At 70.0% G+C, this 26,267-nt stretch carries 17 protein-coding genes; 13 read left to right on the forward strand and 4 right to left on the reverse strand.

All coding sequences use genetic code 11. From position 1 onward, the window contains the following. Positions 1-31 precede the first annotated feature (31 nt). The 3 genes from ACIQF0_RS06580 (at position 32) to ACIQF0_RS06590 (ending at position 11,274) form a co-directional block, all read left to right on the forward strand. Entirely contained in the window at positions 32-2,056 is a 2,025-nt protein-coding gene (locus ACIQF0_RS06580) for a condensation domain-containing protein (RefSeq protein WP_401025261.1), read from the forward strand. Further along, the gene (locus ACIQF0_RS06585) at positions 2,043-7,178 is read left to right on the forward strand and encodes an amino acid adenylation domain-containing protein (protein WP_401025264.1); all 5,136 of its coding nucleotides are present in this window, start codon (positions 2,043-2,045) and stop codon (positions 7,176-7,178) included. The genes ACIQF0_RS06580 and ACIQF0_RS06585 overlap by 14 nt, the downstream gene beginning before the upstream one ends. A 118-nt stretch (positions 7,179-7,296) precedes the next feature. Further along, positions 7,297-11,274 (forward strand): amino acid adenylation domain-containing protein, encoded by a 3,978-nt coding sequence (locus tag ACIQF0_RS06590; RefSeq protein WP_401025267.1) that lies wholly within the window; start codon positions 7,297-7,299, stop codon positions 11,272-11,274. Between the two features lie 59 nt (positions 11,275-11,333). Here the strand turns inward: ACIQF0_RS06590 and ACIQF0_RS06595 are convergent, their stop codons facing one another. After that, positions 11,334-11,921, reverse strand: a complete 588-nt coding sequence (locus tag ACIQF0_RS06595) for a TetR/AcrR family transcriptional regulator (protein ID WP_401025269.1) — start codon at positions 11,919-11,921, stop codon at positions 11,334-11,336. Between the two features lie 206 nt (positions 11,922-12,127). Between ACIQF0_RS06595 and ACIQF0_RS06600 the strand changes: the two genes are divergently transcribed. Beyond that, positions 12,128-13,243, forward strand: a complete 1,116-nt coding sequence (locus tag ACIQF0_RS06600; protein WP_401025272.1) for a DUF3500 domain-containing protein — start codon at positions 12,128-12,130, stop codon at positions 13,241-13,243. Positions 13,244-13,519: 276 nt separating this feature from the next. Beyond that, a complete protein-coding gene (locus ACIQF0_RS06605) occupies positions 13,520-15,034 on the forward strand; it encodes an MFS transporter (RefSeq protein WP_401025275.1) in 1,515 nt (504 codons plus the stop codon). Positions 15,035-15,522: 488 nt separating this feature from the next. Here the strand turns inward: ACIQF0_RS06605 and ACIQF0_RS06610 are convergent, their stop codons facing one another. Then, positions 15,523-16,911 carry a KamA family radical SAM protein gene (locus ACIQF0_RS06610; protein WP_401025277.1) on the reverse strand — a complete coding sequence of 463 codons (1,389 nt, stop codon included), beginning with the start codon at positions 16,909-16,911 and terminating at the stop codon, positions 15,523-15,525. 130 nt (positions 16,912-17,041) lie between these two features. Here ACIQF0_RS06610 and ACIQF0_RS06615 point away from each other — a divergent pair, with 130 nt between their 5' ends. Genes ACIQF0_RS06615 through ACIQF0_RS06625 form a run of 3 tightly spaced genes read left to right on the forward strand, consistent with a single transcriptional unit; the run spans position 17,042 to position 19,323 of the window. Then, positions 17,042-17,506, forward strand: a complete 465-nt coding sequence (locus ACIQF0_RS06615; RefSeq protein WP_360029353.1) for an FxsA family protein — start codon at positions 17,042-17,044, stop codon at positions 17,504-17,506. Next, positions 17,503-18,063 (forward strand): GNAT family N-acetyltransferase, encoded by a 561-nt coding sequence (locus ACIQF0_RS06620; protein WP_401025281.1) that lies wholly within the window; start codon positions 17,503-17,505, stop codon positions 18,061-18,063. Before ACIQF0_RS06615 ends, ACIQF0_RS06620 begins: the two co-directional genes overlap by 4 nt. Beyond that, entirely contained in the window at positions 18,064-19,323 is a 1,260-nt protein-coding gene (locus ACIQF0_RS06625; RefSeq protein WP_401025283.1) for a tetratricopeptide repeat protein, read from the forward strand. Here ACIQF0_RS06625 and ACIQF0_RS06630 read toward each other — a convergent pair. Both ACIQF0_RS06630 and ACIQF0_RS06635 read right to left on the reverse strand, forming a co-directional pair. Then, on the reverse strand, positions 19,320-19,790 hold the full coding sequence (locus ACIQF0_RS06630; RefSeq protein ID WP_401025286.1) for a hypothetical protein: 471 nt from the start codon (positions 19,788-19,790) through the stop codon (positions 19,320-19,322). The two genes, ACIQF0_RS06625 and ACIQF0_RS06630, sit on opposite strands and share 4 nt — an antisense overlap. 112 nt (positions 19,791-19,902) lie before the next feature. Further along, positions 19,903-20,298 (reverse strand): SsgA family sporulation/cell division regulator, encoded by a 396-nt coding sequence (locus ACIQF0_RS06635; protein WP_360029357.1) that lies wholly within the window; start codon positions 20,296-20,298, stop codon positions 19,903-19,905. Between the two features lie 102 nt (positions 20,299-20,400). Between ACIQF0_RS06635 and ACIQF0_RS06640 the strand changes: the two genes are divergently transcribed. The 5 genes from ACIQF0_RS06640 to ACIQF0_RS06660 all read left to right on the forward strand — a co-directional run bounded on the left by ACIQF0_RS06640 (position 20,401) and on the right by ACIQF0_RS06660 (position 26,265). Continuing rightward, positions 20,401-21,360, forward strand: coding sequence for a TIGR03885 family FMN-dependent LLM class oxidoreductase (locus ACIQF0_RS06640; protein WP_401025288.1), 960 nt, complete (start codon positions 20,401-20,403; stop codon positions 21,358-21,360). After that, positions 21,357-22,865, forward strand: coding sequence for an alpha-amylase family protein (locus ACIQF0_RS06645; RefSeq protein ID WP_401025290.1), 1,509 nt, complete (start codon positions 21,357-21,359; stop codon positions 22,863-22,865). The genes ACIQF0_RS06640 and ACIQF0_RS06645 overlap by 4 nt, the downstream gene beginning before the upstream one ends. Before the next feature lie 70 nt (positions 22,866-22,935). Then, a complete protein-coding gene (locus ACIQF0_RS06650; RefSeq protein ID WP_401025293.1) occupies positions 22,936-23,946 on the forward strand; it encodes an L-erythro-3,5-diaminohexanoate dehydrogenase in 1,011 nt (336 codons plus the stop codon). Further along, a complete protein-coding gene (locus tag ACIQF0_RS06655; protein WP_401027731.1) occupies positions 23,939-25,489 on the forward strand; it encodes an amidohydrolase in 1,551 nt (516 codons plus the stop codon). Before ACIQF0_RS06650 ends, ACIQF0_RS06655 begins: the two co-directional genes overlap by 8 nt. Then, entirely contained in the window at positions 25,489-26,265 is a 777-nt protein-coding gene (locus ACIQF0_RS06660) for a TIR domain-containing protein (RefSeq protein WP_401025296.1), read from the forward strand. The genes ACIQF0_RS06655 and ACIQF0_RS06660 overlap by 1 nt, the downstream gene beginning before the upstream one ends. Positions 26,266-26,267: the final 2 nt, after the last annotated feature.

Consider the following 26,267-nt stretch of genomic DNA (forward strand, 5'->3'; position numbering starts at 1 on the left):
TGGCGGTGCCCGGCAGGGCAAGCGTGATCACGTGACTTCACTTTCGGCGGACCAGCTCCGGTTGCTCCAGCGGCGACTGGACGCGGCGGGTGTCGGCGCCACGCCCGCGCCGATCCCGCGCCGACCGGCAGGGGAGACCCGCAGCCCGGCATCTCATGCCCAGGAACGGCTTTTCTTCTTCGAGAAGATGAATCCCGGCAGCACGCTCTACGTCGTGGCCGGCGCGCTCAGGATGCGCGGCGAGGTCGACCTGGCCGTTCTGCGCGACACGGCCCGCTTTCTGGTCGGCAGGCACGAGGTGCTGCGCACGGGGCTGGAGATCGATGCCGACGGCGGCGTCGTTCAGGTCGTGCACCCGCAGGAGTCCGTCGAGGTCGAGGTGCCGGTCCGCCGTGTCACCGAGGACGAGCTCTGGAACGAGATCGGACTCGCCTGCGGCCGGCCGTTCGACCTGGCAGGGCCAAGTCTGTTGCGCACCATGCTGTTCCAAGTCGGCCCGGCCGAGTGGTACCTGGTGCTGTGCGTGCACCACATCGTGGTGGACGGCTGGTCACTCGGGATTCTCACGGAGGAGTTCGCCGTCGTGTACGGCGCGCTGCACGCCGGAGGGCGACCGGCGTTGCGGCCGCTGCCGATTCGCTACGCGGACTTCGCCTCGTGGCACCGCGATCGCGTCTCGGGCGACGCGTTCGCCGGTCAGATCGAGTACTGGCGCGAGCAACTCGCCGGTGTGCGGCCGTTCGCGCTGCCGTCCGACGGTGTGCCTGGCCCCGGACGACCGTTCTCGGGCGGAGACGTGCCGCTGACGGTGCCGGCGGACCTCGTCGACGGCATGCGGCGGCTCGGCGAGGCCGAAGGCGCCACGCTGTACATGGTCCTGGCAGCGGCGTGGGCGGTGGTGCTGTCGCGGTGGGCGGATCGCGCGGACGTGGTGTGGGGGACCGCTGTCGCCGCGCGGACGAGGACCGAGCTCGAAGGGCTCGTCGGATTCTTCGTGAACACCCTGGCACTGCGGGTGGACGTGCGCGCTCCCCTGACCTTCCGCGAGTTGCTCGGCCACGTGCGCAGGACGTGCCTCGACGCGTACGCGCATCAGGACCTGCCGTTCGACCAGCTGGTCAAGGTGGTCAGGCCGGACCGGGACGCGCTCGGCCGCTCGCCGATCGTCCGGCACCTGCTGGTGCTGCACAACACCCCGCCGGCCACGGCCCAGCTGCCCGGGATCAGCATGGAGGTGCTGCCGGTGCACACCGGTACCGCCAAGTTCGAGCTGGAGATCGAGCTGTCGCCCGCGGCGGACGGCGGACTGACCGGGTTCGTGGAGTTCGCCGCGGAGGTGCTGACGGAGTCCTCGGCGCGGCTGCTGGCGGCGTCGTTGCTCGAAGTGTTGCGCGCCGGGACGGCCGACGCCGAGTGTCCTGTGTGGAGACTGCCGCTCGCCGGGTCGGAGGAGTTCGACGCCGGTCGTGCGCACCTGCTGGACCGGTCGTTCGCCGAGGTGCCCGTGGGCGTGGTCGGGCAGCTGTTCGTCAGCGGATCCGAGGCAGGCGCCGGGTTCGCGGGCAACCCCGGCCGCACGGCGGAGTCCTTCGTGCCGGACCCGTCCGGATCGGGCACTCGGTTGTACGCCACCGGGATCCGAGCCCGGCGGACCGTGTCGGGGGCACTGGAGTTCGTCGCGCCTCCGGTCGAACCACGGCAGGTGGCCGCCGAACGGGTCGAGCCGCGACCGGACAAGGTTCCCGCACGGACCGAGGCCGAGCGCGTGATCGCCCAGATCTGGGCGGAACTGCTGGAGGCCCAGGAGTTCGGTGTGCACGACGACTTCTTCGACCTCGGCGGGCATTCGCTGCTCGCCGTGCGGATCCTGCACCGGATCCACGCGGTCTGCCACGTCGAACTCGAGCTGGTGGACTTCTTCGAGGCGGGCACGGTCGCGAACGTGGCCGGGCTGGTGGAGAAGGCGACGCCCGCCCGGCCCGCGAGATCCATTCCCAAGCTGGACCGCGCGCGGTTCCTGGCGGATGCGGACAGGAGTGAGCATGGGACGCAGTGACGCCGCTGATCTCGTCGAACTGTTGATCGCGCGGGCGACCGGGCGACCGGACGCGGTCGGCTACGTGTTCGCGGACGGCGACGGCGGCGAGCTGGCGCTGACCTATCGCGAACTGGATGCCGCCGCGCGCGGTGTCGCGGCCCAGTTGCAGTCCACCGGGGTGAAACCGGGCGACCGGGTGATGCTGCTGTACCCGCCCGGTGCCGGCTACGTCACCGCCTTCTTCGGCTGTCTGTACGCCGGAGTCGTCGCCGTTCCGGTCTACCCGCCGACCACCCGCGCCGGAGTCGCGCGGGTTCTCGCCGTGGCAGCGGACTGCGATGCGAGCGTCGCCATGACCGACGAGGCGAGCCTGCCCGCGGTGCGGGCGCGCATCACGGACCGTTCCCTGCGCTGGCTGGTGCCCACCGCGACGGATGCGGACTGGTCGAGGCCTTCGCTGAGGCCGGACTCCATCGCCTTCCTCCAGTACACCTCCGGATCCACGGCGACGCCGAAAGGCGTACTGCTGAGCCACGGCAACCTGCTGCACAACTCGGCCGTGATCGCCGACGTGCTCGAACCGGACGAGGACGCCCGCGGCGTCAGCTGGTTGCCGCCCTACCACGACATGGGCCTGATCGGCGGGATCCTGCAACCGCTCTACAGCGGATTCCCCGGCCTGCTGATGTCCCCGCTGGCCTTCCTACACCACCCCGTCCGGTGGCTGCGCGCGATCAGCGAGTTCGGCGGGACCGCGAGTGCCGCGCCGGACTTCGCGTACGCGGAATGTGTGCGCCGGGTGAGCGACGAGGAACTGGCAGGGCTCGACCTGAGCCGGTGGCGGCAGGCTCTCGTCGGCGCGGAACCGGTGCGCGCCCAGACGTTGCACGCGTTCGCCGAACGGTTCGGTCCGGCAGGGTTTCGCGCGGAGGCGTTCCTGCCCTGCTACGGCCTCGCGGAAGCCACGTTGTTCGTGACCGGTGCCGCCTCGTCGGCGCTGCCGGCGGAGCTCACGGTGGACCGCGCGGAGCTGGCCAGGGGCAAGGCCGTGCCGGCCGAGTCCGGGGCGACGCTGGTGGGCTGCGGCACCGCCAGGGGCGCGGACCTCGTCGTCGTGGTGGACTCCGCCACCGGCGGGGAGTGCCTGCCGGGTGAGGTCGGCGAGGTCTGGGTCAGCGGCCCCACGGTGGGCGCGGGCTATTGGGCGAACGAGGACGAGACCCGGCGCGTCTTCCACGCGCGACTGTCCGGTGTGGACCGCGACTGGCTGCGCACCGGGGATCTCGGGTTCCGGCGGGACGGTGAGCTGTTCGTGACCGGACGGCTCAAGGAGCTGATCGTGATCCGCGGCGCCAACCACTACCCGGCCGACATCGAGCTCTCCGCGGCGAGCGCCGGCCAGGGCCTGGCCGCCGGAAGGGCCGCCGCGTTCGCCGTCGACGACGGCGAGACCGAACGGGTCGTGCTGGTGCACGAGGTCGCCAGGGGATTCGCCCACGACCAGCCGGCCGAGGTGGCCGAGGTGATCCGCGCGGTGCGCGAGGCCGTCACCAGGGACCACCTGCTGGAGCTGTCCGACGTGGTGCTGGTGCGGCCGGGCGCGGTGCCCAGGACGTCCAGCGGGAAGGTGCGCCGGACCGAGTGCAGGGAGCGGTACCTCGCCGGGACGCTGCAGGTTCTCGCAGCCGAACCGATCGCTCCTGCCAGCGAACGCACGGCCGGCCTCGAAGACCCGATCTTGCGGCTCGTCGCTGACGCTCTCCAGCGCGATGGTGCGGCGCTGCACCTCGATCGGCCGCTCGTCGGGCAGGGGCTCGACTCCCTGCGCGCCGTCCGGCTGCGTGCCACGCTGATGTCCGAGCACGACACCGATGTCGAGCTGGAATGGCTGCTGAGCGAGGCGACTCCGGCCGCGGTGGCCTCCGTGTCCAGGGGCACTCGCGAGAACCACCGGATTCCACGGCTCGCCGACGGTGCGGCGGCGCCGGCGTCGTTCGGGCAGGAGCGCCTGTGGCTGCTCGACCAGATCGGAGCGGGAGCCGCGTACCACATCGCCGGCCGGGTCGACTGGGACCGCGAGCCGGACGTCGAAACCCTGCGCACGGCGCTCCGCGCACTCGTGGCCCGGCACGACGCCTTGCGCACCGGATTCCGCCTGACGTCCGATGGTCGTGTCGAACAAGTCGTCCACGGTGAGGTCGACTTCGACCTGGCTGTCCGGCACGTGCACGACGAGACGGCTCTCGAGGAGGCGTGCTCGCGGTTCGCGGAACAGCGGTTCGACCTCGCCGTACCCCCGTTGCTGCGCACGACGTTGTTCCATGTCAGCACTTCCGGGCGATGGGTGCTCGCGTTGTGCGTGCACCACACGGTCGCGGACGGAGAGTCGATCGGCGTACTGGCCCGGGAGCTGAACACGCTGACCACGGGCGGTCTGCTGCCGGAGCTGCCGGTCCGTTACGTGGACTTCGCCGCCTGGCAACGAGATCAGGTGGTCGACGACGCGATGGCGGAGCACTGGCGGGAACGACTCTCCGCGGCTGTTCCCCTGGAGCTTCCGGCCGACGTGCCCGCGGGTGCCGCCCGTTCCTTCGCCGGAAAGGCCGAGCCCGTCACGGTTCCCGCCGAGCTGGTGGCGAAGGTGCGGCGGCTGGCCGCCGCCGAGCAGGTGACCCCGTTCATGGTGCTCGCCGCGGCCTGGACTGTGGTGTTGTCGCGGTGGGCGGACCAGACGGACGTGGTCATCGGCACGGTCACCGCGGGCCGGTCGCGCCCCGAACTGTCCGGAGTGGTCGGCTTCTTCGCCAACACCGTGCCGTTGCGCGTGGATCTGGGCGGCGAACCGACGTTCCGCGAGCTGCTCGGCCGGGTTCGCGAGACGTGCCTGGCCGCGTACACGCACCAGGACCTGCCGTTCGACAAGGACTTCTCCGACCGGCTGTCGATCGTGCGCAACCTGTTCGTGCTCCGCGAAGAGCTTCCGCAGGTGGCCGGAGCGGGCCGGGTCTCACAGCTGCACACGGCGACGGCGCAGTTCGACGTGGGCATCGAGCTGGCACCGACGACCGGTGGTGAGCTGACCGGTGTGCTGGAGTACTCCACGGACGTGCTCGGCGAGCTGACCGCGACCGGGCTCGGATCAGGGTTCGTGGAGATCCTGCGCAACGGAACCTCCGACGCCGGGCAGCACGTGTCCCGGTTGCCGGTCATGTCCGCCACCACGTTGTCCCGCACCGTCTCGCTGGGCGACGGAGGTCCACTGTGGACCGGGTTCGACTCGGCGGTGAGCTGGTTCGAATCGGTCGTGGACCGGTGGGGGGACGGGATCGCCGTGGTCGAGGACGGCGGCGATCAGCTGTCGTTCGCAGACGTGGAGCTGCGCGCGAACCAGCTCGCCCGGTGGCTGGGCCGCCAGGGCGTCGGGCGAGGCTCCCCGGTGGGCGTCTGCCTGGAGCGCGGGCAGGACCTCGTGGTGGGGTTGTGGGGCATCTGGAAGGCCGGGGGCGTGTACGTGCCCCTCGATCCGGACAGCCCCGCGGAGCGGCTGGCGGGAATGATCGCCGAGGCGCGCCCGGTGATCGTGCTGACCTCCCGGGCGTTGCGGGCGATGGTGCCGCCGGACACCGGTTCGGTGTGCCTGGACGACCCGGCGGTCCGCGAGCAGGTCGCCGCCGGGCCCACCTCCCCGCCCGGCACGGCGATCGGTCCGCGCGACCCGGCGTACGTGCTGTTCACGTCCGGCTCGACGGGAAAACCGAAGGGTGCCACCAACACCCACGGCGGGCTGGTGAACCGGCTGAACGCGTTCCGGCAACGGCTCGGGCTGGACGCGGGCCACGTCCTGGTGATGAAGACGCCGATCGGTTTCGACGACTCGGTTCCCGAGCTGGTGTGGCCGCTGCTGCACGGGGCGCGGATGGTGCTGGCCGAGCCGGGAGGGCACCGCGATCCGGCTTACCTGCACGGCGTTTTCGACCGGCACGGTGTGACCATGTGCAACTTCGTGCCGTCGATGTTGCGGTCGTTCCTGGAGCACGAGCACCCCGGCGGGCATCCGGCGCTGCGGCAGGTGGTGGCCGGCGGCGAGGAGCTGACCATCACGCTGGCCGGCGACTTCCTCCGCACCTATCCCGGCGTGCGACTGCTGAACACCTACGGGCCGGCGGAGGCCGTGGTCGACGTGACCATGCACGAGGTCAGCGAAGCTCTCGGCGCGCGCGTGCCGCTGGGACGCCCGCTCCAGGGCGTCACCCTGTTCGTGCTGGACCGGCGGTTGTCGCCGGTGCCGGAGGGCGTGGTGGGCGAGTTGTTCGTCGGCGGCGGCCAGGTGGGACTGGGCTACGCGGGCCGGCCGGATCTGACCGCCGCGCGCTTCGTCCCGAGTCCGTTCGGAGACGGCGAGAGGCTGTACGCGACGGGCGATCGCGTGCGGTGGACCGACGGCGGCCTGCTGGAGTTCTGGGGGCGCAACGACTTCCAGGTGAAGCTGCGTGGCCAGCGGGTGGAGCCGGGCGAGGTGGAGGTGGCGCTGCGGGAGTGCGAGGGCGTGGCCGACGCCGTCGTCGTCGCGGTGCCCGACCGCTACGGTGACCGGTTCCTCGCGGCGTATCTCGTGGCGAAGTCCGAACAGCCCGACGGCGAGCGGCTCCGCGCGGCGCTCGGCGAGAAGCTGCCGAAGCACATGATCCCGGCCGTGTTCGCCTGGTTGGACGCGATTCCGTTGTCCCCCAACGGAAAAGTCGACCGGGCCGCGTTGCCGCCGGTCACCGTGGAACGCAGTGCCGAGACGCCGTACGTCGAGCCGCGAGATGCCCTGGAGGGGCGGCTGGCCGAGATCTGGGCGGAGGTTCTCGGTGTGTCCCGGATCGGAGTTCGCGACAGCTTCTTCGAGCTCGGCGGGCATTCGCTGCTCGCCACCAGGGTGGTCAGCCGGATCAGGGTGGCCCTGCGGGTCGAGCTGCCACTGGCGGACCTGCTCACGGCCGACCCCACGGTGGAGCGTCTCGCCGAACGGGTCCGGGAACGCCGGGTGCAACAGGCGTCCAAGGCGGATCTCCGCGAGGTGCTCGCCATGGTCTCCACGCTGTCGGACGAGGAAGTGGCCGCCCGGCTGACCGGCGACCAGGGGAGCATCGGATGAGCTCAGGACGGTGGCAAGTGGACGGTGGAAGTGTCGGGAGCTTGCCGGACTTGTCGGCGGCCCTGCGACGTCAGGACGATGCCGGAAACACATCGGACCGGGCTGTCTGGGGTGAGCGATGACCGGGCGATCACTGGAGCTGGCGGCGGAGCCGGCCTCGTCGTTCCAACGTGGACTGTGGTTCCTCGCGCAGATGGATCCGGGCAGTCCCGCCCACAACTTCTCGGCTGCCTGGCGGCTGACCGGAGATGTCGTCCCCGCCGCGCTGGGAGCCGCCTTCTCCCGGCTCAGGTCGCGTCACCAGGCCCTGCGCACGCGGTTCGCCGACGTCGCGGGAACACCGGTGCAGGTGATCGACGACCCCGCCGCGGACTTCGCGCTCACCCACGAGGTGGCGGACTCGGAGAGCGAGGCCGTCGAGCTCCTGCGGGCCCGCGCCCTGGTGCCGATCGATCTCGCCAACGGTCCGGTCCTGCGCGTCACCCTCGTGCGGTGCGGCGCGGACACCTGGTTCCTCGGCGTGGTGGTGCACCGGATCGCCTTCGACCAGCGGTCCGAGCACCTGCTGATCCGCGATCTCGCCGCGCTGTACACGGCTGAGGTCACCGATGCGGAACCGGCGCTTCCGCCGATCGGGGTGCGCGCGGCGGCCCCGAGCGACCACGAAGCTGCGCGGCAGTACTGGGAAAGCCGGCTGGCGGAGTGCCCGGTGGGACTCGACCTGCCCAGGCTCGGCCAGGAGAGCGGCGGACCGGTGACTCACGGCATCGAGGTCCCCGCCGGGATCGTGGACGTCGTTGCCCAGCAGGCCGGATGTCCGCCGAGCACAGCGCTTCTGGCGGTCTGGGCGCTGCTGCTCCACCGCTACAGCAGGCAGTCCGACATCATGATCGGGACGAGCTCGCCGGACCGCGACGTCAGCGAGGACATCGGCTGTCATCAGCACGTCCTTCCGCTGCGTGTCGACGTCACCGGTGATCCGGCGTTCCCCGAGCTGGCGGAGCGGGTGCGCGCGACCCTGCGCGACGCCGCGGCCAACCGCGAGTTCGGGTTCGACGAGATGGTCAAGGTGGCCAGGCCGAGTCGCAGGGGCAGGGGAGACTCCCTGTTCGAGGTGTGGTTCGAGGCCACCGACGAGGACTTGGACCTCGCGGTGCCGGGCGTGCGGGCCGAGCGGCTCGCGCTGGATCCGGCAGCGGTCAGGTATCCGCTGGCGTTGACCGCCCGCCGCACGGGCGACGTGTGGCAGCTGTCGTTCGACTGCGCCGGGGGAGAGTTCTCGGCCACCACGATGAGCTCGCTGGCACGGCACTTCGACCGGCTGCTCGCGGAGATCGCGGCGGACTCCGAGGTGCCGGTGTCGCGGATTCCCCTGCTGAGCGACGAAGAACGCGCCGCACTGATCGCCGAACGCAGCGTGGGATCTGTCCAGCCGGTGCCGAACACAACGCTGCTCGACCTGTTCGAGACGCAGACTGCGTCCACACCGGACAGGATCGCGGTACGCCTCGGCGAGACCGGGTTGAGCTACGCCGAGCTCGACGCGAGCGCCAACCAGTTGGCCCACCGCCTGCGTGCGGCGGGCGTCGGTGCGGACGTCCGAGTCGCGCTCTACCTGGAACGCGGCCTGGAGATGGTCGTCGCGGTGCTGGGGGTGCTGAAGGCCGGCGGCGCGTACGTGGCCATCGACCAGCGCAACCCGAAGGACCGGATCAGCGCCGTGCTGTCCGAAGTGGACGCTCCAGTGGTGCTGACGCTCGACCGGGTGCGGCACCGGCTGCCTTCGGCCACGGCCGAGATCTGGCCGGTGGACGGCGTTCACGCGCAGGCTGGAGCGCCGGCCGGTCCCGGCAGCGGCCTCGACCCGGAGAACGTGGCCTACGTGACGTACACGTCGGGATCGACCGGAGGGCCGAAGGGCATAGCCATGCCCCATCGCGCCGTGGTGAACCTGCTCTCCTGGCAGGCGGCCCACTACGGGATGAGCCAGGACGACCCGCCGCGCACGCTCCAGTTCGCGTCGCTGGCGTTCGACGTCTCGGTGCAGGACATGTTCTCGACGTGGATGGTGGGCGGCGAAGTCGTCCTGATCACCGAGGACGAGCGGCTGGACCTCGCGCGGCTGCACGGAGTTCTCGAGTCACAACGGGTCAGGCGACTGTTCATCCCGGCACCCGCCCTTCAACAGGTGGCGGCGGGCTATCGGGAGGCCGGTGCGGCACCGGCGGCGCTGCGCACGATCATCTCCGGATCCGAGCAGTTCATGGCCACCCCGGACGTGCGGCAACTGGCCCGTGTCGCCGGGATGTCCCTGCACAACGAGTACGGCCCGTCCGAAACCCACGTCGTCACCTGCTACGACCTGCCGCTGTCCGACGGCCAATGGCCGACGCCGGTGCCGGTGGGCGCGCCGATCGCCAACGCCGCCGTGTACGTCCTCGACGAGCACGGGGAGATCCTTCCGGACGGAGTGATCGGCGAGATCCACATCGGTGGCGAGGGACTGGCTCGCGGCTATGTCGGCAAACCCGGCATCACGGCGGAGCGGTTCGTGCCCGACCCGTTCGCGGCGGGGGACGGGCGGCGCATGTACCGCACGGGCGACCTGGGCCGGTGGCGGCCCGGTGGCGAGCTGGAGTTCCTCGGCCGGGCCGACTTCCAGGTCAAGATCCGCGGCTTCCGCGTCGAACTGGCCGAGGTCGAGAGCGCGCTGGAGAGCCATCCCCAGGTCAGCGAGGCCGTCGTGCTGGTGAGGCAGGCCCCGGCCGGTGACGTCCGGCTGGTCGGCTACGTGAGTCGCGTCGGCGACGACGTCCCGGATCTGGGACAGCGGCTCCGCGCCCACGCGGCGACCAAGGTGCCCGACTACATGGTGCCCTCCAGCGTGGTGGTGCTGGAGAAGCTGCCGCTCACGGCGAACGGCAAGATCGACCGGCGCGCGCTGCCCGCACCCCGATGGGACTCGCCCGCGCGGTCCTCCCGCGTGGCGCTGAGCACCTCCACCCAACAACGGCTGGCCGAGATCTGGTCTGCCGCGCTGGGCGTCGCGGAGATCGGCGGCGACGAGGACTTCTTCGACCTGGGCGGCCATTCGCTGCTCGCCGCCGAGGTCCTCGCCGAGGTGCGTTCCTCGTTCGCGGTGGACGTCCCGCTGCACGCGCTTTTCGAGTACCCCACGATCGCCGAGTTCGCCGAGGTGGTGGAGAAGGTGGCAACAGCCGTTGATGCGAGCCGACGAGAAGGAGGCACGTCCGTGACACTGCCAACCGAACTGTCCAGGCAGTACGCCGAGGACGGGTACTTCCTGCGCGAACGGCTGTTCACGGCGGAGGAACTCGCGGTCCTGCGCGAGGAGTCCGAGGCGGAGTTCGGCCGCCCGGGTCCACAGAGGACGATGGAGGCGGACTCCGGGAAGGTCCGGGCGGTGCACGGCGCGCACCTGACGAACCAGGTGTTCCACGACCTCGTCCGTGACCCGCGCCTGCTCGGCCCGGCGACGGAACTGCTGGGCGGCGACGTCTACGTCCACCAGTTCAAGATCAACGCGAAGCACGGGCTGGGCGGCGGCATCTGGGAATGGCACCAGGACTTCATGTTCTGGCAGCGCGAGGACGGCATGCCGAAGCCGGACGCGCTGAGCGCCGTGGTGTTCCTGGACCCCGTGACGGAGTTCAACGGCCCCCTCTACCTCGTGCCGGGATCGCACCGCGACCTCCTCCCGGTCACCTTCGACGCCGAGGAGGACTGGGCCTCCACGCTCTCGGCCTCGCTGAAGTACCAGATCGACCCGACGGCCCTGGGCGACACCATGAACGAGCGCGGGATCGTCGCCCCCCTCGGCGACGTGGGCTCAGTGCTGTTCTTCCACGGCCAGTTGCTGCACGGATCGCCGCCCAACATGTCCGCGACCAGCCGCAGGCTGATGATCATCACGTTCAACGCGGTCCGCAACGCCCCCAGCTCGCAGGACCAGACCCGTCCGGAGTTCCTCTCCGCACGGGACACGACACCGTTGCGGCCGTCCGGTCCTGGTCGGCCGGACCTGACCGCGGTCGGCGCCGCTCCGGGGACGGGTTCTCCGGCGCCCTTGTCCTGAGCGACCGCAGTACGCCAAGGCAGGAGAGGCCGTCCACGTCACGGCCTCTCCTCGAGTGCTCAGGCCTGAGCGGGGGTGTGAGCGGCCTGGCGGACGAAGTCGACTGCCAGTTGGCGCGGATCGAGCGCGTGGGGGTCTCGTCCACACAGGATCCAGAAGAACACCGGCCCGACCAGTTGTGCGGTCGCCTCGGGCATGGAGGGGAGTAGCGAGTCGCCTGGCAGGGCGCGGTCGATGACCGCGGCGGCGCTCTCCCCGATCGGGTCGCTGCCTCTGAGCAGCTCGCTCACCGCCGGGTCGTGCTGCGCCTCGCCGACGAGTGCGCGGTAGGCGATCCCCGCGTCCGAGGTGGTGAGGAAGGTGATCAGCGCGCCGAGGTAGGCGGCGAGGTCGTCGGCGGGGTCCTCGTGTGCCGGTACCTCGAGTTCCTGGCGGGCGTCGGCGGCGCTCGCCTCCAGCAGGATCTCCGCTTTGGTCGACCACCAGCGGTAGACCGTCTGCCGGGAGACGCCGGCGCGCTCGGCGATGCCTTTGAGGGTGACCGCGCTGTATCCCAGTTCGACGAGGAGGTCGTCGACGGCGTGCAGGATCGCCGCGCGGGCCTCCTCGCTGCGCGGGCGGCCGACTTTGTTGTGGTCACTGACCATCGTCGCTCCTTCGTCGGGCCTCGCGTCTTGTGGATCTTACGATACGAGACGTCGTGTGCAGAAACGACTGGAGCGTGCTGACGGAGAATCGGTGCACCGTGTCTCCTAAGTCTGCTACGGTTTCGGTGCAAGGTGAACCGAAATTCGACGACGCCCTCTCGGGCACCGCCTGACGGTGCCGTGACAGGCGAGAACGGACGAAGAAGATGTCACGCAGCACCGCACGGCGGCTTCGGCCGGCACGTGTCGCGATCGCGGGAGCGCTGCTCCTGACCACGCTGTTTCCCGGGAGCGCCCTCGGCGCCCAGCCGGCCGCTCTGTCTCCGCTGCCGGCTGATCCGACCGTGTTCGCGCCGTCCAGGCAGCCCGCCCAGTCGGGTGCGGCGGTGATCAAGCGGGCGCAGGAGTTTCTCGCCGCGCTGAGCGCTGAGCAGCGTTCGAAAGTGGTGCTGGACCACTCGCTGGCCAACGCCACGCGGTGGCACACCTACCCGGAGTGGGCGCTCGGCGATCTCCGTCCCGGGCTCAGCACGGGCACGCTGTCGGACGTTCAGTGGAAGGCCCTCCACTCGCTGCTGTCCGCGGCCCTCGGTCGCACGGCGAACGAGGGGTACGACGAGGTGCGCCAGCATCTGCTCAACGACGACTACCTGAGCTTCGGTGGCACGCGGGAGGGTTACGGCAGGAACAACTACAAGATCGCGTTCCTCGGCGCGCCGGCTGCCAAGGGCAAGTGGGAGTTGCAGTTCGGCGGGCACCAGCTCGCCATCGCGAACACCTACCAGGACGGCAGGCTCGTGGGTGCGACGCCGTCCTTCCGGGGGATCGAGCCGCAGACCTTCACGCTCGACGGGGTCACCTACGAGCCCGAACGTCAGGAGTGGAGCGCCTTCGTCGCTCTGCTGGGTTCCCTCGACCAGCGCCGGCTGCGCGCGGCCGACCTGCACCGGTCGTTCGAGGACCTGGTGATGTTCCCGGGGGCGGCGAACTGGTCGTTCCCGAGCAGGCCGGAAGGTGTCCGCGGTGCCGCGCTGACGCCTCAGCAGCGCAAGCTCGTGCTCAACGCCATCAGCAGGTACGTCGACGACATGCCCGCGGCGGAGGCCGCGGCGTTCATGTCTGCCTACGCGTGCGACCTGAACGACACGTACGTCAGCTTCGCCGGCTCGAAATCCCTCATGAACATCGGGGACTACGTGCGGATCGACGGCCCCAGGGTGTGGATCGAACTCAGGATGGACGAGCCCTACTCCACCGACGAGACGGCTCCGCACAGCCTCTGGCGGGACAAGGTGAGCGACTACGGCGGCACCCGCTCGTAGCCGATCGGAGTGCCGCTGAACTGCGCCGGCGGTGGTCGAACTACCCGGAAGTGGTGCCGGCGCCGAACGGCAGGGTCGGCCTGAGCACGGCGACGTCCGCGTCGCCTACCTCGGGGAGCCGTCAGCCGGGCCGGCGCAAGCGCGCCGCCCTGGCCGCCGTTCTCTCAGGCCCGCGCGAACTGATCCGCACTCCGTCTGGCGTGACAGACGCACCGACCACGGCGGCGTCCCGGCCTGACCTTCCGCTTCCTCAGCCCGTGAAGATGGAGAACAACGATGAAGAACCTGTCCAGCGGGCCGTCCTCGCCGGCTGCCGACACGAGCACCGACGCGGGTCTGGTCCGATCTGGAGCTGTGCTGGCGTGCGTGTCTTTCGCGACCGTGCTCGTGGTCGGCCTGGTCGCGGCGATCAACCTCGCGGTGCCCATGTTCGCCGCGAGTGATCTGCACCCCGGCGCGTCCCAGCTGTTGTGGATCGTGGACGCCTACGTGGTCGCCTTCGCCTGCCTGGTCATCCCGGGCGGCGCCGCCGGAGACCGGTTCGGGCGGAAAGGCGTGCTGACAGCCGGACTGGTCGTCGTCGCACTCGGAGCCGCCGCCTGCGCCGCGGCGCCCTCCATCGGCTTACTCCTGGCCGCCCGCGCGATCACCGGGATCGGCGCGGCTCTGGTGCTGCCCAACTGCGTCGGAGTGCTGGTCCACGCGACACCGCCGGAGCGCCGTGCCCGCACCCTGGGCACGTGGGGCGTCGTGTCGGGAATGGGAGGCCTTGTCGGCAACACCGCCGGTGCCGCACTGCTGGCCGTGACCGGCACCTGGCAGAGCCTGTTCATCGCCACCGTGCCGATCGCGCTGGCGGGCGCGATCTGGGTGAGCAGGGTGGTACCCCGCAGCACCCGCACTCCCCGTCACCTCGACCCTCTCGGCACGGTGCTGCTGATCCTCGCCACGGTCGCCGTGCTGATCGGCGTGATCGAAGGACCCGAGCTGGGGTGGGACAACGGCATCGTCGTGACGGCGTTCGGCTGCGGCGTCGTGCTCATCGCCGCGTGGACGTGGTCCGGGCTGCGCTCGGACCACCCGCTGCTGGATCCCCGCCTGTTCCGGATTCCTCTGCTCAGCGCGAGCAGTCTCGGCATGTTCGTCATGTTCTTCGGCAGCTTCGGCCTGTTCTACCTCAACGCCTCACTGCTCCAGTACGTGCGCGGCTATTCCGTTCTGCAGGCCGGTCTGTCCGTCCTGCCCCTGGCCGCGCCGCTCCTGCTCGGCTCCCGCTTCGTGCCGGGCCTCGTCGCCCGGTTCGGCATCCCGACCGTCCTCACGATCGCCTTTGCCGCCATCGGCAGCGGCCTGATCGGACTGTCCACCGCCATGCACCAGCCGTACCTCGCCTACGCCGCTTGGCTGGTGATCGTCGGAACCGGATTCGCCCTGGCCCTGCCATGCCTGAGCGCCGAGCTCGCTGTCGCTCTGCCACCGCACCAGGCGGGAATCGCGGGAGGACTGCAGTCCATCACTCGCGAGCTCGGCAGCGCCCTCGGTGTCGCCGTCGTGGGGACGATCGTGACCAGCAGCTTCGCCGCGAACCTCGCAGGCTCTCCGCGGAGTCACGAACCCGTCCCGCACACGGTCGCCGAAGCGCTGGCCGCGTCCTTCATCGAGCACCGAGCCGTCCTGGACGCCTTCGCCGACGCCGCCGCCACCGGCCTGCGGTGGGCGGGTGTCCTGACCGTCGCCGCCGGACTCGCGGTCATCACGGTCGCGGTCAGAGCCTCCGCCGAGGCCCAGTGACCCACCGAACCGGAGCGGCCGGCAGCGTTGTCAGGCGGGCGCGGGCGACGGCACCCCGGGTCTGGCGCCCACGCCGACACCCGCAACGGGACGGGTCCCGTTGCGGGTGTCCAAGGTGAAGCTCCTCCGGCGAGTGGCGCCGAGGAGATCCAAGACCTCAGTCGGTCGTGTACGCGCCGGCGAGGATGTCCTCGATCAGACCGGGACCGGCGGGCTCCCAGCCGAGAAGGGCGCGAGTGGAGTCACTGGACGCAGTCATGATCCACCGCCGTCGACGCCTGGCGCGAACTGAGGCACCTGCGGCCACCGGTCCCCTGGGACGAACCCGAATCCCCTGACGGGCGTCCTCGCTCGCGTTCGACGGCCATCCGACCACGGTGGGCCCCTTCTCGTCGGGACCCGATGAGTCACGACGGGTCTGAACAGGCGAACATGCCGATGGGGCCGCCCTCGGAAAGGTGCTCCGAAAACGGCCCCGTCGTGACCCGTCAGGCCTGGTCGGTCCACCACTTCTGGCCGGCCTCGCCCAACGTCGAGATCGGGTCGTAGTACGGGTAGCGGCGGTCCAACGCTTCCGGGTCCTCGAGCTCGATCCCGGTGCGGTAGTTCTTGGTCCAGTAGGAGATCCCGAGCTCACGGTCATATTCAGCGAGCTGGTGTACCCACCGCTTACCGACGTACGGCACGTCGCACACGATGCGAGGAGTCGCGTACCCAGGCAGGTAGCCCATGATCGCGTGCTGCAACTCCTGCGCCTCCCACACCGACACCCGCCAGTGCTCCGCGTTCGGGATCATGTCGCACATGTAGAAGTAGTACGGCAGGATGTTCGCTTCCCCTTGCAGCGCAAAGCAAAGGTCCAGCAGGTCGTCCGACGTGGCGTTGACGCCCTTCATCAACACGCCCTGGTTGCGGACGTCGCGCACGCCGACCTCTAGCGCGGTGCGCGCGGCCTCGGCGACGAGAGGTGTCACGGACTGTGCGTGGTTCACGTGCGTGTGGATCGCGAGGTTGACGCCACGGCGCGAGGCCGTGCGGGCGACGCGCTCCAAACCTTCGACCACGCGCGGCTGCAGCCAGTGCTGCGGCAAACCCGCCAGCGCCTTGGTGGCCAGGCGGACGTCGCGGACGGTCTCGATGTCCAGCAGGCGCATGAGGAACGACTCGAGTTGCGGCCACGGCACGTTCGCCACGTCGCCGCCGGAGACCACGACGTCGCGCACGCCAGGGGTCTTCTTGAGGTACTCGATCATCTGGTCCTGGCGGTCGACCGGCTTCAGGGTGAGCTTGTGCTTGTCGATCAACGGCGTGGAGTTGCCGACCAGGTCCATGCGGGTGCAGTGGCCGCAGTACTGCGGGCAGGTCGAGACCATCTCGGCCAGGACCTTGGTGGGGTAGCGGTGGGTGAGGCCCTCCACGACCCACATCTCCGCCTCGTGCAGCGAGTCGCGCTGGGAGTGCGGGTGTGACGGCCAGTGGGGGTCGCGGTCCGAGGCGACCGGCAGCATGTAGCGGCGGACCGGGTCGTTCAGGAACGCCTCGGTGAAGGCGTCCGGAGAAAGTTCGGCGTCCACCGCCATCGTGTTGAACATCTGCGGCGGGATCAGCATCGACATCGTCGCGAACGCGCCCATGTCGGCGGCGAGGTCGTCGTAGAACTTGTCGGTGAGCAGGTCGCCCGCGACCTTGCGGAGCTGCTTCACGTTCTTGACGCAGTTCACCCGCTGCCACTGGGCGTCGCGCCATTGCGCCTCGGTCACGTGCGACCAGCCGGGGAAGCGTCGCCAGTCGGGTTCGACCAGCTCTCGGCGGACGTACGTGTACGGCTGGCGGTCCAGCCGCTCCAGCGCCGTGGTGGCGTCGTGCAGCGCAGTCATCCGTACTCCTCAGCGTCGAGGTCGCGTAAAGATATCCTGTCATACCGCTAGCGTGCCGTAAATATTTCAGCTCAAGCCCTGGTGGAACGCTGGTCGGGAGCATTTGACGGCTGTCGTGCGTTGACCAGACATGCCCCTTTTCGCGCTGCTGCTGCTCGGGATGTTCGCCGAGATCGCGGTCATGGTCGCCGTCGGCAACGCCATCGGCGGGCTCTGGATGATCGCCCTGCTCCTGCTCGGCACCCTCGTCGGACTGTCGCTGGTGCGCCGTCAGGGCGCGCAGACGATGGCCGCGTTCCGCGAGTCGGTGTTCCAGCGCCAGCAGCCGCACCAGGAGATGGCGGACGGCGTGCTGATCGCGGCCGCCGGTGCGTTGATCATGGTGCCGGGCTTCATCAGCGACGTGGCCGCGTTGTTCCTGCTCTTCCCGCCCACGCGCAAGCTCGTGAGCAGGCGGATCGCCCGCAAGGCGGAGGCGGCGGCGCTCAAGTTCGAGCACGAACGCCGCTTCGGCGCCGGTCAGGTCGTCGAGGGCGAAGTGATCACCGTCGACGCCGACCCCGTCGTCATCACCGAACGGCGCGAGCTCACGTGATCCGCGCGTACCGGCCTTCTGACCTGGACGCGCTGTACGACATCTGCCTCGACACCGGCAACGGTGGCCAGGGCGCGCGCCATCTGTTCGACGATCCGCGGCTGATGGGCCACGCCTACGTCGGCCCGTACGTGGCGTTCGAGCCCGACCTGGTCGTTGTGGCGGAGGACGACGAAGGGGTCTGCGGCTATGCGCTCGCGGCGTCCGACACGGAGGCCTTCGAGGACCGCTGCGACCGCGACTGGTGGCCTGACCTGCGCGTTCGCTATCCGTTGAGACCGAACGCGAACAGGATCGTCGAGCAGATCCACCAGCCGGCCCGCGCCGACCTGATGATGATCCGGGACTATCCCGCGCACATGCACGCGAACCTGTTGCCCCGCGCGAAGGGCAAGGGGTTCGGTGGCACGCTCGTTCGCAGCGTGCTCGAACGTCTGGAGAAGGGCGTCCATGTGCACGTGCGGCACCACAACACACACGCGATCGGCTTCTGGGAGCACATCGGCTTCCGGGTCGTCGACTCCGCGGACAAGCTCGTGCTGGGGCTGCGTCTCTAGATGATGGACGGCGTCGAGGACGTGACGACGACCGAGCAACTCGCGGTGCTGCTGCGCGCGCTGCGCCGACGACACGCGAGGTCGCAGAACGACAAGGAACTCACGGTCCGCGAGATCGCGGCGAAGTCGGGCTACGCGGTCGGCAGGGTGTCCGAGTACCTCAGCGGCGTCACCCTCCCGCCGACGGACCGGTTCGACGTGCTGATCGGGATCCTGGGTGCGACCGCGAACGAACAGGCCGCGCTCGCGACCACCCGCGACCGCGTCGAGGAGGCCCGGCGCAGGCCCAGGACCACGGCGCCCATGCAACTCCCGCCGGACCTGCACGGCTTCGTCGGCCGTGAGGACGTGCTGGCGGCGATCGACGGACCGATCGTCGTGGTGTCAGGACCGGCCGGCATCGGCAAGACCGTGCTCGCCGTCCGCTGGGCGCACCGGGTGGCCGACCGGTTCCCAGACGGCGTGCTGCACCTCGAACTTCAGGACGCGGAAAGGCCGGTCGCGGCACTCCTGCGAGGCCTGGACGCGCCCCTGCCCGACGAACCGGACGAACAGGTCTCGTTGCTGCGCACCACTTTGGCGCGGCGGCGAGTGCTGGTCGTGCTCGACAACGCCCGTGACGCCGCTCAGGTCCTGCCACTGCTGCCGGGCGCGGGCCGGTCCGCGGTCGTCGTGACGAGCCGAGACGCCATGAACGACCTGGTCGTGAAGTACGGCGCGCAACGGTTCGTGCTCGACGTCTTGCCGTGGGAAGACGTGCTGCGACTGTTGAAGAACCTCACCGGAGCACCCCACGACCTACTAAGCGCCTTCCGAACGATGTGGCCGCACGACGCCCACGTCGAGCACGGCTGCGTGGAGGTGTTCGAAGCCCTCCTGGCAGCAGCGGAGCGGGAGGGCGACCACGCGGTTCAGCTTCAGGCCCTCACCCGGCTCGCAACGGCCCACAACCACGCGCAACGTTTCGACAAGGCCCTTGACCTGCTGGAACGGGCGCGGGACCAGTACGCGGAGGTCGAGGACCACGCGGGCCGCGGCGCCGTGATGACGAGTCTGGGCATCAGCTACGCGGGACTGGGCCGCCACGACGAGGCACTCGCGATCACCTACAAGGCCCTGGCCCTGCACCGGTCGATCGACGAGAAATCCGCACTTCACAGGACCTTGCTGCAACTCGGCACCCTGTACCTGGACCAGGGCAGAACGACCGAGGCCGCCCCGTTCCTCCAGGAGGCGCGGGACGGCCACGAAACGTCCTAGAGGACCAGCATGCCCAGCAGCACGACCTCGTCGGACCACGCCGACGGGTGCGGCGCCGCGGTCACCTTGATCGTCGAGCCGGCCCGGTTGACCGGGAAGGCGTGAACGCTGCCGGAGGCGAGGACGTCGGCGGAGCCCACGAGCACGTCGTCGACGAACACGAAGACCGTGCCCTGGTGCTTGTTGCTGACGTTGTCATGCACGTTCACGTGCACCGAGCTGATGTACGCCGAGGGCGTCCGGACGATGACGTTGCTGCCGGAACCGCCGCAGTGACCGCCGCCGAAGCAGACGTTCGTCGAGTTCGTCCACGGCTGGCTCGGGCTCGTGGACGTGCTCCACGGAATGCTGGGCGCGTAGAACTCGGCCGAGGCCGCCGACGCCGTGCCGGACAGGCCGAGAACCAGCGCGAGCGCCCCGAACAGCGCCACGAGTGCCGGGAACCCCCGGCGGAGGGTGGTCCGCATCCATCTCCCCTTACGTTCCGCGGTCCCGGCGACTTCCGGAACCGGGCGGAACCCTGCCCGAGCAGGTGAGGGGAAACGGCTGTTCCGGAACGTCGCGGAACGCGCCGGAACGTCAGCCGAGCAGGTCCTTCATCAGCAGCTCGAAGTCGAGGACCTCGCGACCGGCCGGCACCGCCGCGTAGGTGGAGTCCAGAAACCGCTGCAACTCGGTCGCCGACAGCTGGAACACCGCGTGCGAGTCCTCGGTGAACAGCTCCAGGAAGAGCACGTCCCCGTCACCCGGCCGCAGCCGCACGTCCCCGAGCCCGGCGGGCGAGAGGATCCCGTCCGCGAGCAGTTCGCGTCCCACGAGCCAGACCGACTCCTGGTCCCGTGCGTGAAAACGCATGGTCACGGCGTGCGGATCGTCTGAGCGGTATTGGAGGTCGACGTTCATCGGCTCGACCGAGCCGTCCGGCCGAACGAACTCAACGACGGTCGCCGTGCCGACCCGGGTCTCGTTGAACATCGCCGTTCCTCCTCCGCGGTGAGGGTGCTGCACTCAACACGGACCCCGTTCAGGATCGGTTCAAAGCTTTTCCAGAACTTCTTTGCTGGGTACCTCAGGCTCATGACGGTCTACGGCATACACGCGTCCCACGAGCAGATACATCCCACCGACCTCCTCACCGCCGTGCGCAGGGCCGAGGAAGCGGGGTTCGGCGCCGCCATGTGCTCAGACCACTTCTCGCCGTGGAGCGCGCGCCAGGGCCAGTCCGGGTACGCCTGGTCGTGGCTCGGTGCGGCACTGCAGGCCACCGAACTGCCGTTCGGCGTGGTCACGGCCCCGGGACAGCGCTACCACCCGGCGATCACCGCCCAGGCGATCGGCACCCTCGCCGCGATGAACCCCGGCCGGTTCTGGGCCGCGCTCGGCACCGGCGAGGCCAGCAACGAGCACATCACCGGCGACGGCTGGCCCCGCAAGGACGTCCGCACGGCCCGGCTGCGCGAGTGCGTCGACGTGATCCGGGCGCTGCTGAAGGGCGAGGAGGTCAGCCACGACGGCCTCGTGACAGTCGACCGCGCCAAGCTGTGGACGTTGCCCGACGAGGTGCCGCTGCTGATCGGCGCCGCCGTGAGCCCGCAGACGGCCCGCTGGTGTGCCGAGTGGGCCGACGGACTGATCACCGTCAACGCGCCGCCAGACCGCTTGCGCGAGGTCGCGGACGCGTACCGGGACGCCGGCGGCAAGGGCAAGCTCCACCTCCAGGTGCACCTGAGCTGGGCCGATGACGACGACACGGCTCTCGCGATCGCGCACGAGCAGTGGCGCAGCAACGTGTTCCGCCCGCCGGTGTGCTGGGACCTCGAACTGACCGAGCACTTCGACGTGGTCGCCGAACACGTCACGCCGGAGCAGGTCGCCGAGGTCGTCAACGTGTCCGCGGACCTGAAGTGGCACGCCGAACAGCTGCGGACGTACGTGGACCTCGGCTTCGAAGAGATCTACCTGCACCACGTCGGCCAGGACCTGATCCCGTTCGTCGACGCGTTCGGCGAGCACGTGTTACCGGAGGTGACCGCGTGATCCGCACGTCCGACGTCTGGTGGAAGAACGCCGTTCTGTACTGCCTGGACGTGGAGACGTTCTCCGGCGACGGCTTCCGCGGCGCCACCGAACGCATCGACCACCTCCACGCCTTGGGCGTCACGTGTGTGTGGCTGATGCCCTTCTACCCGACCCCCGAACGCGACGACGGCTACGACATCACCGACTTCTACGGCGTCGACCCACGGCTGGGGTCGCTGGGCGACTTCGTGGAGTTCGTGCGCGCCGCACGAGACCGCGGCATGCGCGTGATCGCCGACCTCGTCGTGAACCACACGTCCGACGAACACCCGTGGTTCCACGACCCGTCGAAACGCGACTGGTACGTCTGGGCGGACAAGCCCCAGGCCGACGGCCCTCAGGGCATCACGTTCCCCGACAAGGAGAACAGCCTCTGGGAGTACTCCGAGGAGGTCGGGAAGTACTACCTGCACCGCTTCTACAAGCACCAGCCCGACCTCAACGTGTCCAACCCCGAGGTGCGCGACGAGATCGCCCGCATCATGGGCTTCTGGATGGAACTGGGCCTGAGCGGCTTCCGCGTGGACGCCGTCCCGTTCCTGCTGGAGCACAACGACCCGATAGACGCCGTCTCGCTGCCCGACCCGCACGACTACCTGACCGACCTGCGCGCGTTCCTCAACCGCCGCAACGGCGAGGCCGTCCTGCTCGGCGAGGTCAACCTGCCGTACAAGGACACGATGGCCTTCTACGGCCAAGGCGTCGGCGACGAGCTGACGATGTGCTTCGACTTCGTCGGCATGCAGGCGATGTACCTGGCGCTGGCGCGGAAGTCGACCGGTCCGGTGGCCAAGGCGCTGCAGGAACGGCCGGCGCCACCGCGCGACGGCCACTGGGCGACGTTCGTGCGCAACCACGACGAACTGACGCTCGACAAGCTGCCGATGGACGAACGCCAGGAGGTCTTCGACGCCTTCGGCCCCGACCCTGACATGCAGCTCTACGGCCGCGGTCTGCGCCGCCGGCTGCCCGGCATGCTCGACGGCGACCAGCGCCGCATCCGCATGGTCTACAGCCTGCTCTTCACGCTGCCGGGCACGCCGGTGCTGTTCTACGGCGAGGAGCTCGGCCTGGAGGAAGACCTGTCGCTCGAGGGCAGGCTGGCGGTGCGCGTGCCGATGGACTGGGACGCCGCGGGCGAGCAGCGCCACGACCCCGACTCGTTGCTGACCTGGATGCGTCTGCTGATCGAGCGCTACCGGGAGTGTCCCGAACTGGCGTGGGGTGAGGTGCAGGTGCTCGACGTCGGCGATCCGACCGTGTTCGCCCACCGCGCGGACTGCGACGGCGGCTCGGTGATCGCCGTGCACAACTTCACGGACCAGGAGGTCACCGTGCGGGTTCCGGCCGAAGGGGTGCTCACGGACCTGTTCACCGGCCGTGCCGTGAAGCCCGCGAAGATCGGCGCCAAGGTCGATCTGGCACCGTACGACTGCCGTTGGTATCGCCTGAACACCGAGTGATGCTTGCGTAATCTTTACGCCTCACGCGAAGATATCTTCGAGACAGCGTCGTCGACCGAAGGATTTTCGCGTGAGCGCGTACGGACTGCACCGCGTCCTGGAGCCTGCCGGCGTGCTGCCGCAGCAGGCGTGGCGGCTCGACGCGGAACCCGTGCCCGCCCCCGACGAGGTGATCGTCGCGGTCGAGCGGCTCAACCTGGACGCGGCGTCGTTCCGCCAGCTCAGGGAGCAGCACGGCAGCGGCGCGGCGGTCCGGCAGGCCGTGCTCGACATCGTCGCCGAGCGCGGCAAGATGCAGAACCCCGTCACCGGTTCGGGCGGCATGCTGCTCGGCACCGTCCTCGAGGTGGGGCCGGAGTCGCCGCTCGGGCTCAAGGCGGGCGACCGGATCGCGACGCTGGTCAGCCTCACGCTGACGCCGCTGCGGATCAACGACGGCCTGCAGGACTGGGACGGCGATGACGAGCAGGTGCCGTGCCGGGGGACCGCGGTGCTGTTCGGGCGGTCCATCGCGGCCGTGCTGCCGGACGACATGCCGAACGAGCTGGCGTTGTCCGTGCTCGACGTGTGTGGTGCACCGGCGCTGACGGACCGTGTGGTGCGCAAGCACCCCGGTGGGTCGGTGCTGGTGCTCGGCGGTGGCGGCAAGTCCGGGTCGCTCTCTCTCGCGGCCGCGCGTCAGGCCGGTGCGTCGCGCCTCGTCGCGTTGGTGCCGACCGAGCGTGAGGCCGCGCAGGTGCGTGAGTCGGGTCTTGCGGACGAGGTCGTGATCGCGGACGCGCGCAATCCGGTGGCCGTGGCCGAGGCCGTGGGCAAGCAGGTGGACGTCACGGTCGTGTGTGTGGACGTGCCGGGGTGCGAGCACGGCGCCATCCTCGCGACCGCGGACGGCGGCACCGTGATCTTCTTCTCGATGGCCACCTCGTTCAGCGCGGCGGCCCTCGGTGCCGAGGGTCTGGCAGCGGACGTGGAGATGATCGTCGGCAACGGATATGTGCCTGGTCACGCCCGGTTCGCGTTGGACCTGGTCCGGACGCGGGCGGGTGTGCGGGCCCTGTTCGAGCAACGGCAGACTGCGTGACGTGAGTACGCAACTTTTGGTCGGCGGCCGCATCTACGCACCGGATGCGACGGCGATGGCCGTCACGGACGGTGTCGTCGTGTGGATCGGACAGGACTCGGTCGGGCGCGCGCTGCACCCGGACGCCGAGGTCATCGAGCTCGACGGCGCCTTCGTCGCGCCCGCGTTCGTCGACGCGCACGTGCACGCCACGTCCGCCGGCCTGCTGCTGACCGGCCTCGACCTGACGAAGACGTCCTCTGTGGACGAACTGCTGGAGAAGGTGCGCGCCGCCGATGGCCCCCTCGTGTGGGGTCACGGGTGGGACGAGACGCGCTGGCCGGAGAACCGCCCGCCGACGCGCGCCGAGATCGACGAGGCCGCCCAGGGCAGGACGGTGTACCTGTCACGCATCGACGTGCACTCGGCGTTGGTCTCCTCGGACCTGATCACCGACGAGGCCCGCACCGCCGATGGGTTCGATGTGGACGGCCCTCTCTCGCGCGCCGCACACCACCTTGTGCGAGGCACGGCGAAAGCCGCCATCACGCCCGAACAGCGTGAGGCCGCCCAACTGACGTTCCTGCGTCACGCGGCGTCGAAAGGCATCGCGTCCGTGCACGAGTGCGCCGGCCCGGACATCTCCGGCGAGGACGACCTGCGCGAACTCCTCGCCCACACCGAGGGGCCCGAGGTGGTGGCCTACTGGGGTGCCCACGACCTGCCTTCGGTTCCCGTGCGCGGACTCGCCGGCGACCACTTCGTCGACGGCGCGATCGGCTCCCGCACCGCCGCGTTGACCGAGCCCTACGCCGACGCCGCCACGTCCGGAGCGCTCTACCTGGACGCACGGCAGATCGCCGACCACCTGATCAAGTGCACCGAGCTGGGGGTGCAGGCGGGGTTCCACGTCATCGGCGACGCGGGCATGGCCGCGGTGATCGAGGGCTTCGCGATCGCGGAGAAGACGCTCGGCACCCCGGAACTCGCCTCCGCCCGCCACCGCCTCGAACACGTCGAGATGGTGTCGGCCGAGCAGGCGCGGCAACTGGCCGGGTGGGGCGTCATCGCCTCCGTCCAGCCGCTGTTCGACGCCGAATGGGGTGGCCCGGCCGGGATGTACGTTCAGCGGCTCGGTGACGAGCGCGGAGTGGGGCTGAACCCCTTTTCACGTTTGGCTGCGGCCGGCGTCGCGCTCGCGTTCGGCTCGGACACCCCGGTCACCGCGATCGACCCGTGGGCCGCGGTGAAAGCCGCCGTCCACCACAGGACCGAGGGCCACGGCGTGTCCCCGCGTGCCGCCTTCACCGCCCACACCCGCGGCGGCTGGCGTGCGGCGGGCGTGAACGACGGCCTGACCGGCACCCTCCAGCCCGGCGCGCCCGCGACGTACGCGGTGTGGGAGACCGGCGACCTCGTCGTCGCCGGCTCGGACGCACGGGTGCAGCGCTGGTCGACCGACCCGCGTTCGGGCGTGCCCGGACTGCCCGATCTCACCGGTCCCGCGCCCGTCTGCGTGCGGACCGTTCTCAACGGCCGGACGATTTACGAGAGGAAGGCCTGATGAAGGTCTTCCTCTCTTGGGCAGGATCTGAGACCAGGCCGTTCGCGGAGTTCCTCCACGAGTGGCTGCAGCTGGTGATCCAGTCGGTGAAGCCGTGGATGTCCGAGAGGGACGTGGCCAAGGGCAGCCGCAGCATGGCGGAGCTGAGCCGCGAACTCGACGGCACGCAGTTCGGGATCGTCGTGTTGACGGCCGCGAACCAGCACTCGCCGTGGATCAACTTCGAGGCGGGCGCGATCTCGAAGAGCGTGGGCGAGGCGAGCGTGGTGCCGCTGCTGCTGAACCTGAAGAAGGCGGACGTGGTCGGCCCCCTGGGCCAGTTCCAGGCGGTGGACGCAGGGGACCGAGCCGACGTCGGGCTCCTGCTGGACGCGATCAACCGGCGGCTGGCCGACCCGCTGGACTCGGTTCGCCTGGGTCACTTCGTCGACCGCGAGTGGGCCTCGTTCGAGATGAAGCTGCGGGAGTTCAGGGCGAGTACGCCGGCGGTGAACGGTCGGGAGCGGGCGGATCGCGAAGTGCTCGACGAGATCCTGCTGATGGTCAGGGATCTGACGCGCGGAGGCGTCCGCCGGTCGAATCTGGTCTGGTTCGAACCCCGGTTCGCAGGACGCCTGGACGAACTGAACGCCTCGGACCGCTCCGTGGTCGTGCTCACCGCGATCGAGGGCCTCAGCGTGCGCGAGGTCGCCGCGACGCTCGGCATCCCGGAGGACTTGGTGCGGCGCAGGTTGGATCGAGCTCGTATGGCTTTGCAATCACTCGAAGGGAAGTGACT

The organism is Lentzea sp. NPDC092896, assembly GCF_044754905.1.
In the GTDB taxonomy this organism is placed as follows: Bacteria; Actinomycetota; Actinomycetes; order Mycobacteriales; family Pseudonocardiaceae; genus Lentzea.

Bases quoted from the DNA above. Each gene is read 5' to 3' on its own strand.
- ACIQF0_RS06615 (WP_360029353.1), top strand. From the start codon at position 17,042: ATGCCCCTTTTCGCGCTGCTGCTGCTCGGGATGTTCGCCGAGATCGCG.
- ACIQF0_RS06605 (WP_401025275.1), top strand. From the start codon at position 13,520: ATGAAGAACCTGTCCAGCGGGCCGTCCTCGCCGGCTGCCGACACGAGC.
- ACIQF0_RS06640 (WP_401025288.1), top strand. From the start codon at position 20,401: ATGACGGTCTACGGCATACACGCGTCCCACGAGCAGATACATCCCACC.
- ACIQF0_RS06660 (WP_401025296.1), top strand. From the start codon at position 25,489: ATGAAGGTCTTCCTCTCTTGGGCAGGATCTGAGACCAGGCCGTTCGCG.
- ACIQF0_RS06625 (WP_401025283.1), top strand. From the start codon at position 18,064: ATGATGGACGGCGTCGAGGACGTGACGACGACCGAGCAACTCGCGGTG.
- ACIQF0_RS06610 (WP_401025277.1), bottom strand. From the start codon at position 16,911: ATGACTGCGCTGCACGACGCCACCACGGCGCTGGAGCGGCTGGACCGC.
- ACIQF0_RS06585 (WP_401025264.1), top strand. From the start codon at position 2,043: ATGGGACGCAGTGACGCCGCTGATCTCGTCGAACTGTTGATCGCGCGG.
- ACIQF0_RS06590 (WP_401025267.1), top strand. From the start codon at position 7,297: ATGACCGGGCGATCACTGGAGCTGGCGGCGGAGCCGGCCTCGTCGTTC.
- ACIQF0_RS06595 (WP_401025269.1), bottom strand. From the start codon at position 11,921: ATGGTCAGTGACCACAACAAAGTCGGCCGCCCGCGCAGCGAGGAGGCC.
- ACIQF0_RS06635 (WP_360029357.1), bottom strand. From the start codon at position 20,298: ATGTTCAACGAGACCCGGGTCGGCACGGCGACCGTCGTTGAGTTCGTT.
- ACIQF0_RS06630 (WP_401025286.1), bottom strand. From the start codon at position 19,790: ATGCGGACCACCCTCCGCCGGGGGTTCCCGGCACTCGTGGCGCTGTTC.
- ACIQF0_RS06600 (WP_401025272.1), top strand. From the start codon at position 12,128: ATGTCACGCAGCACCGCACGGCGGCTTCGGCCGGCACGTGTCGCGATC.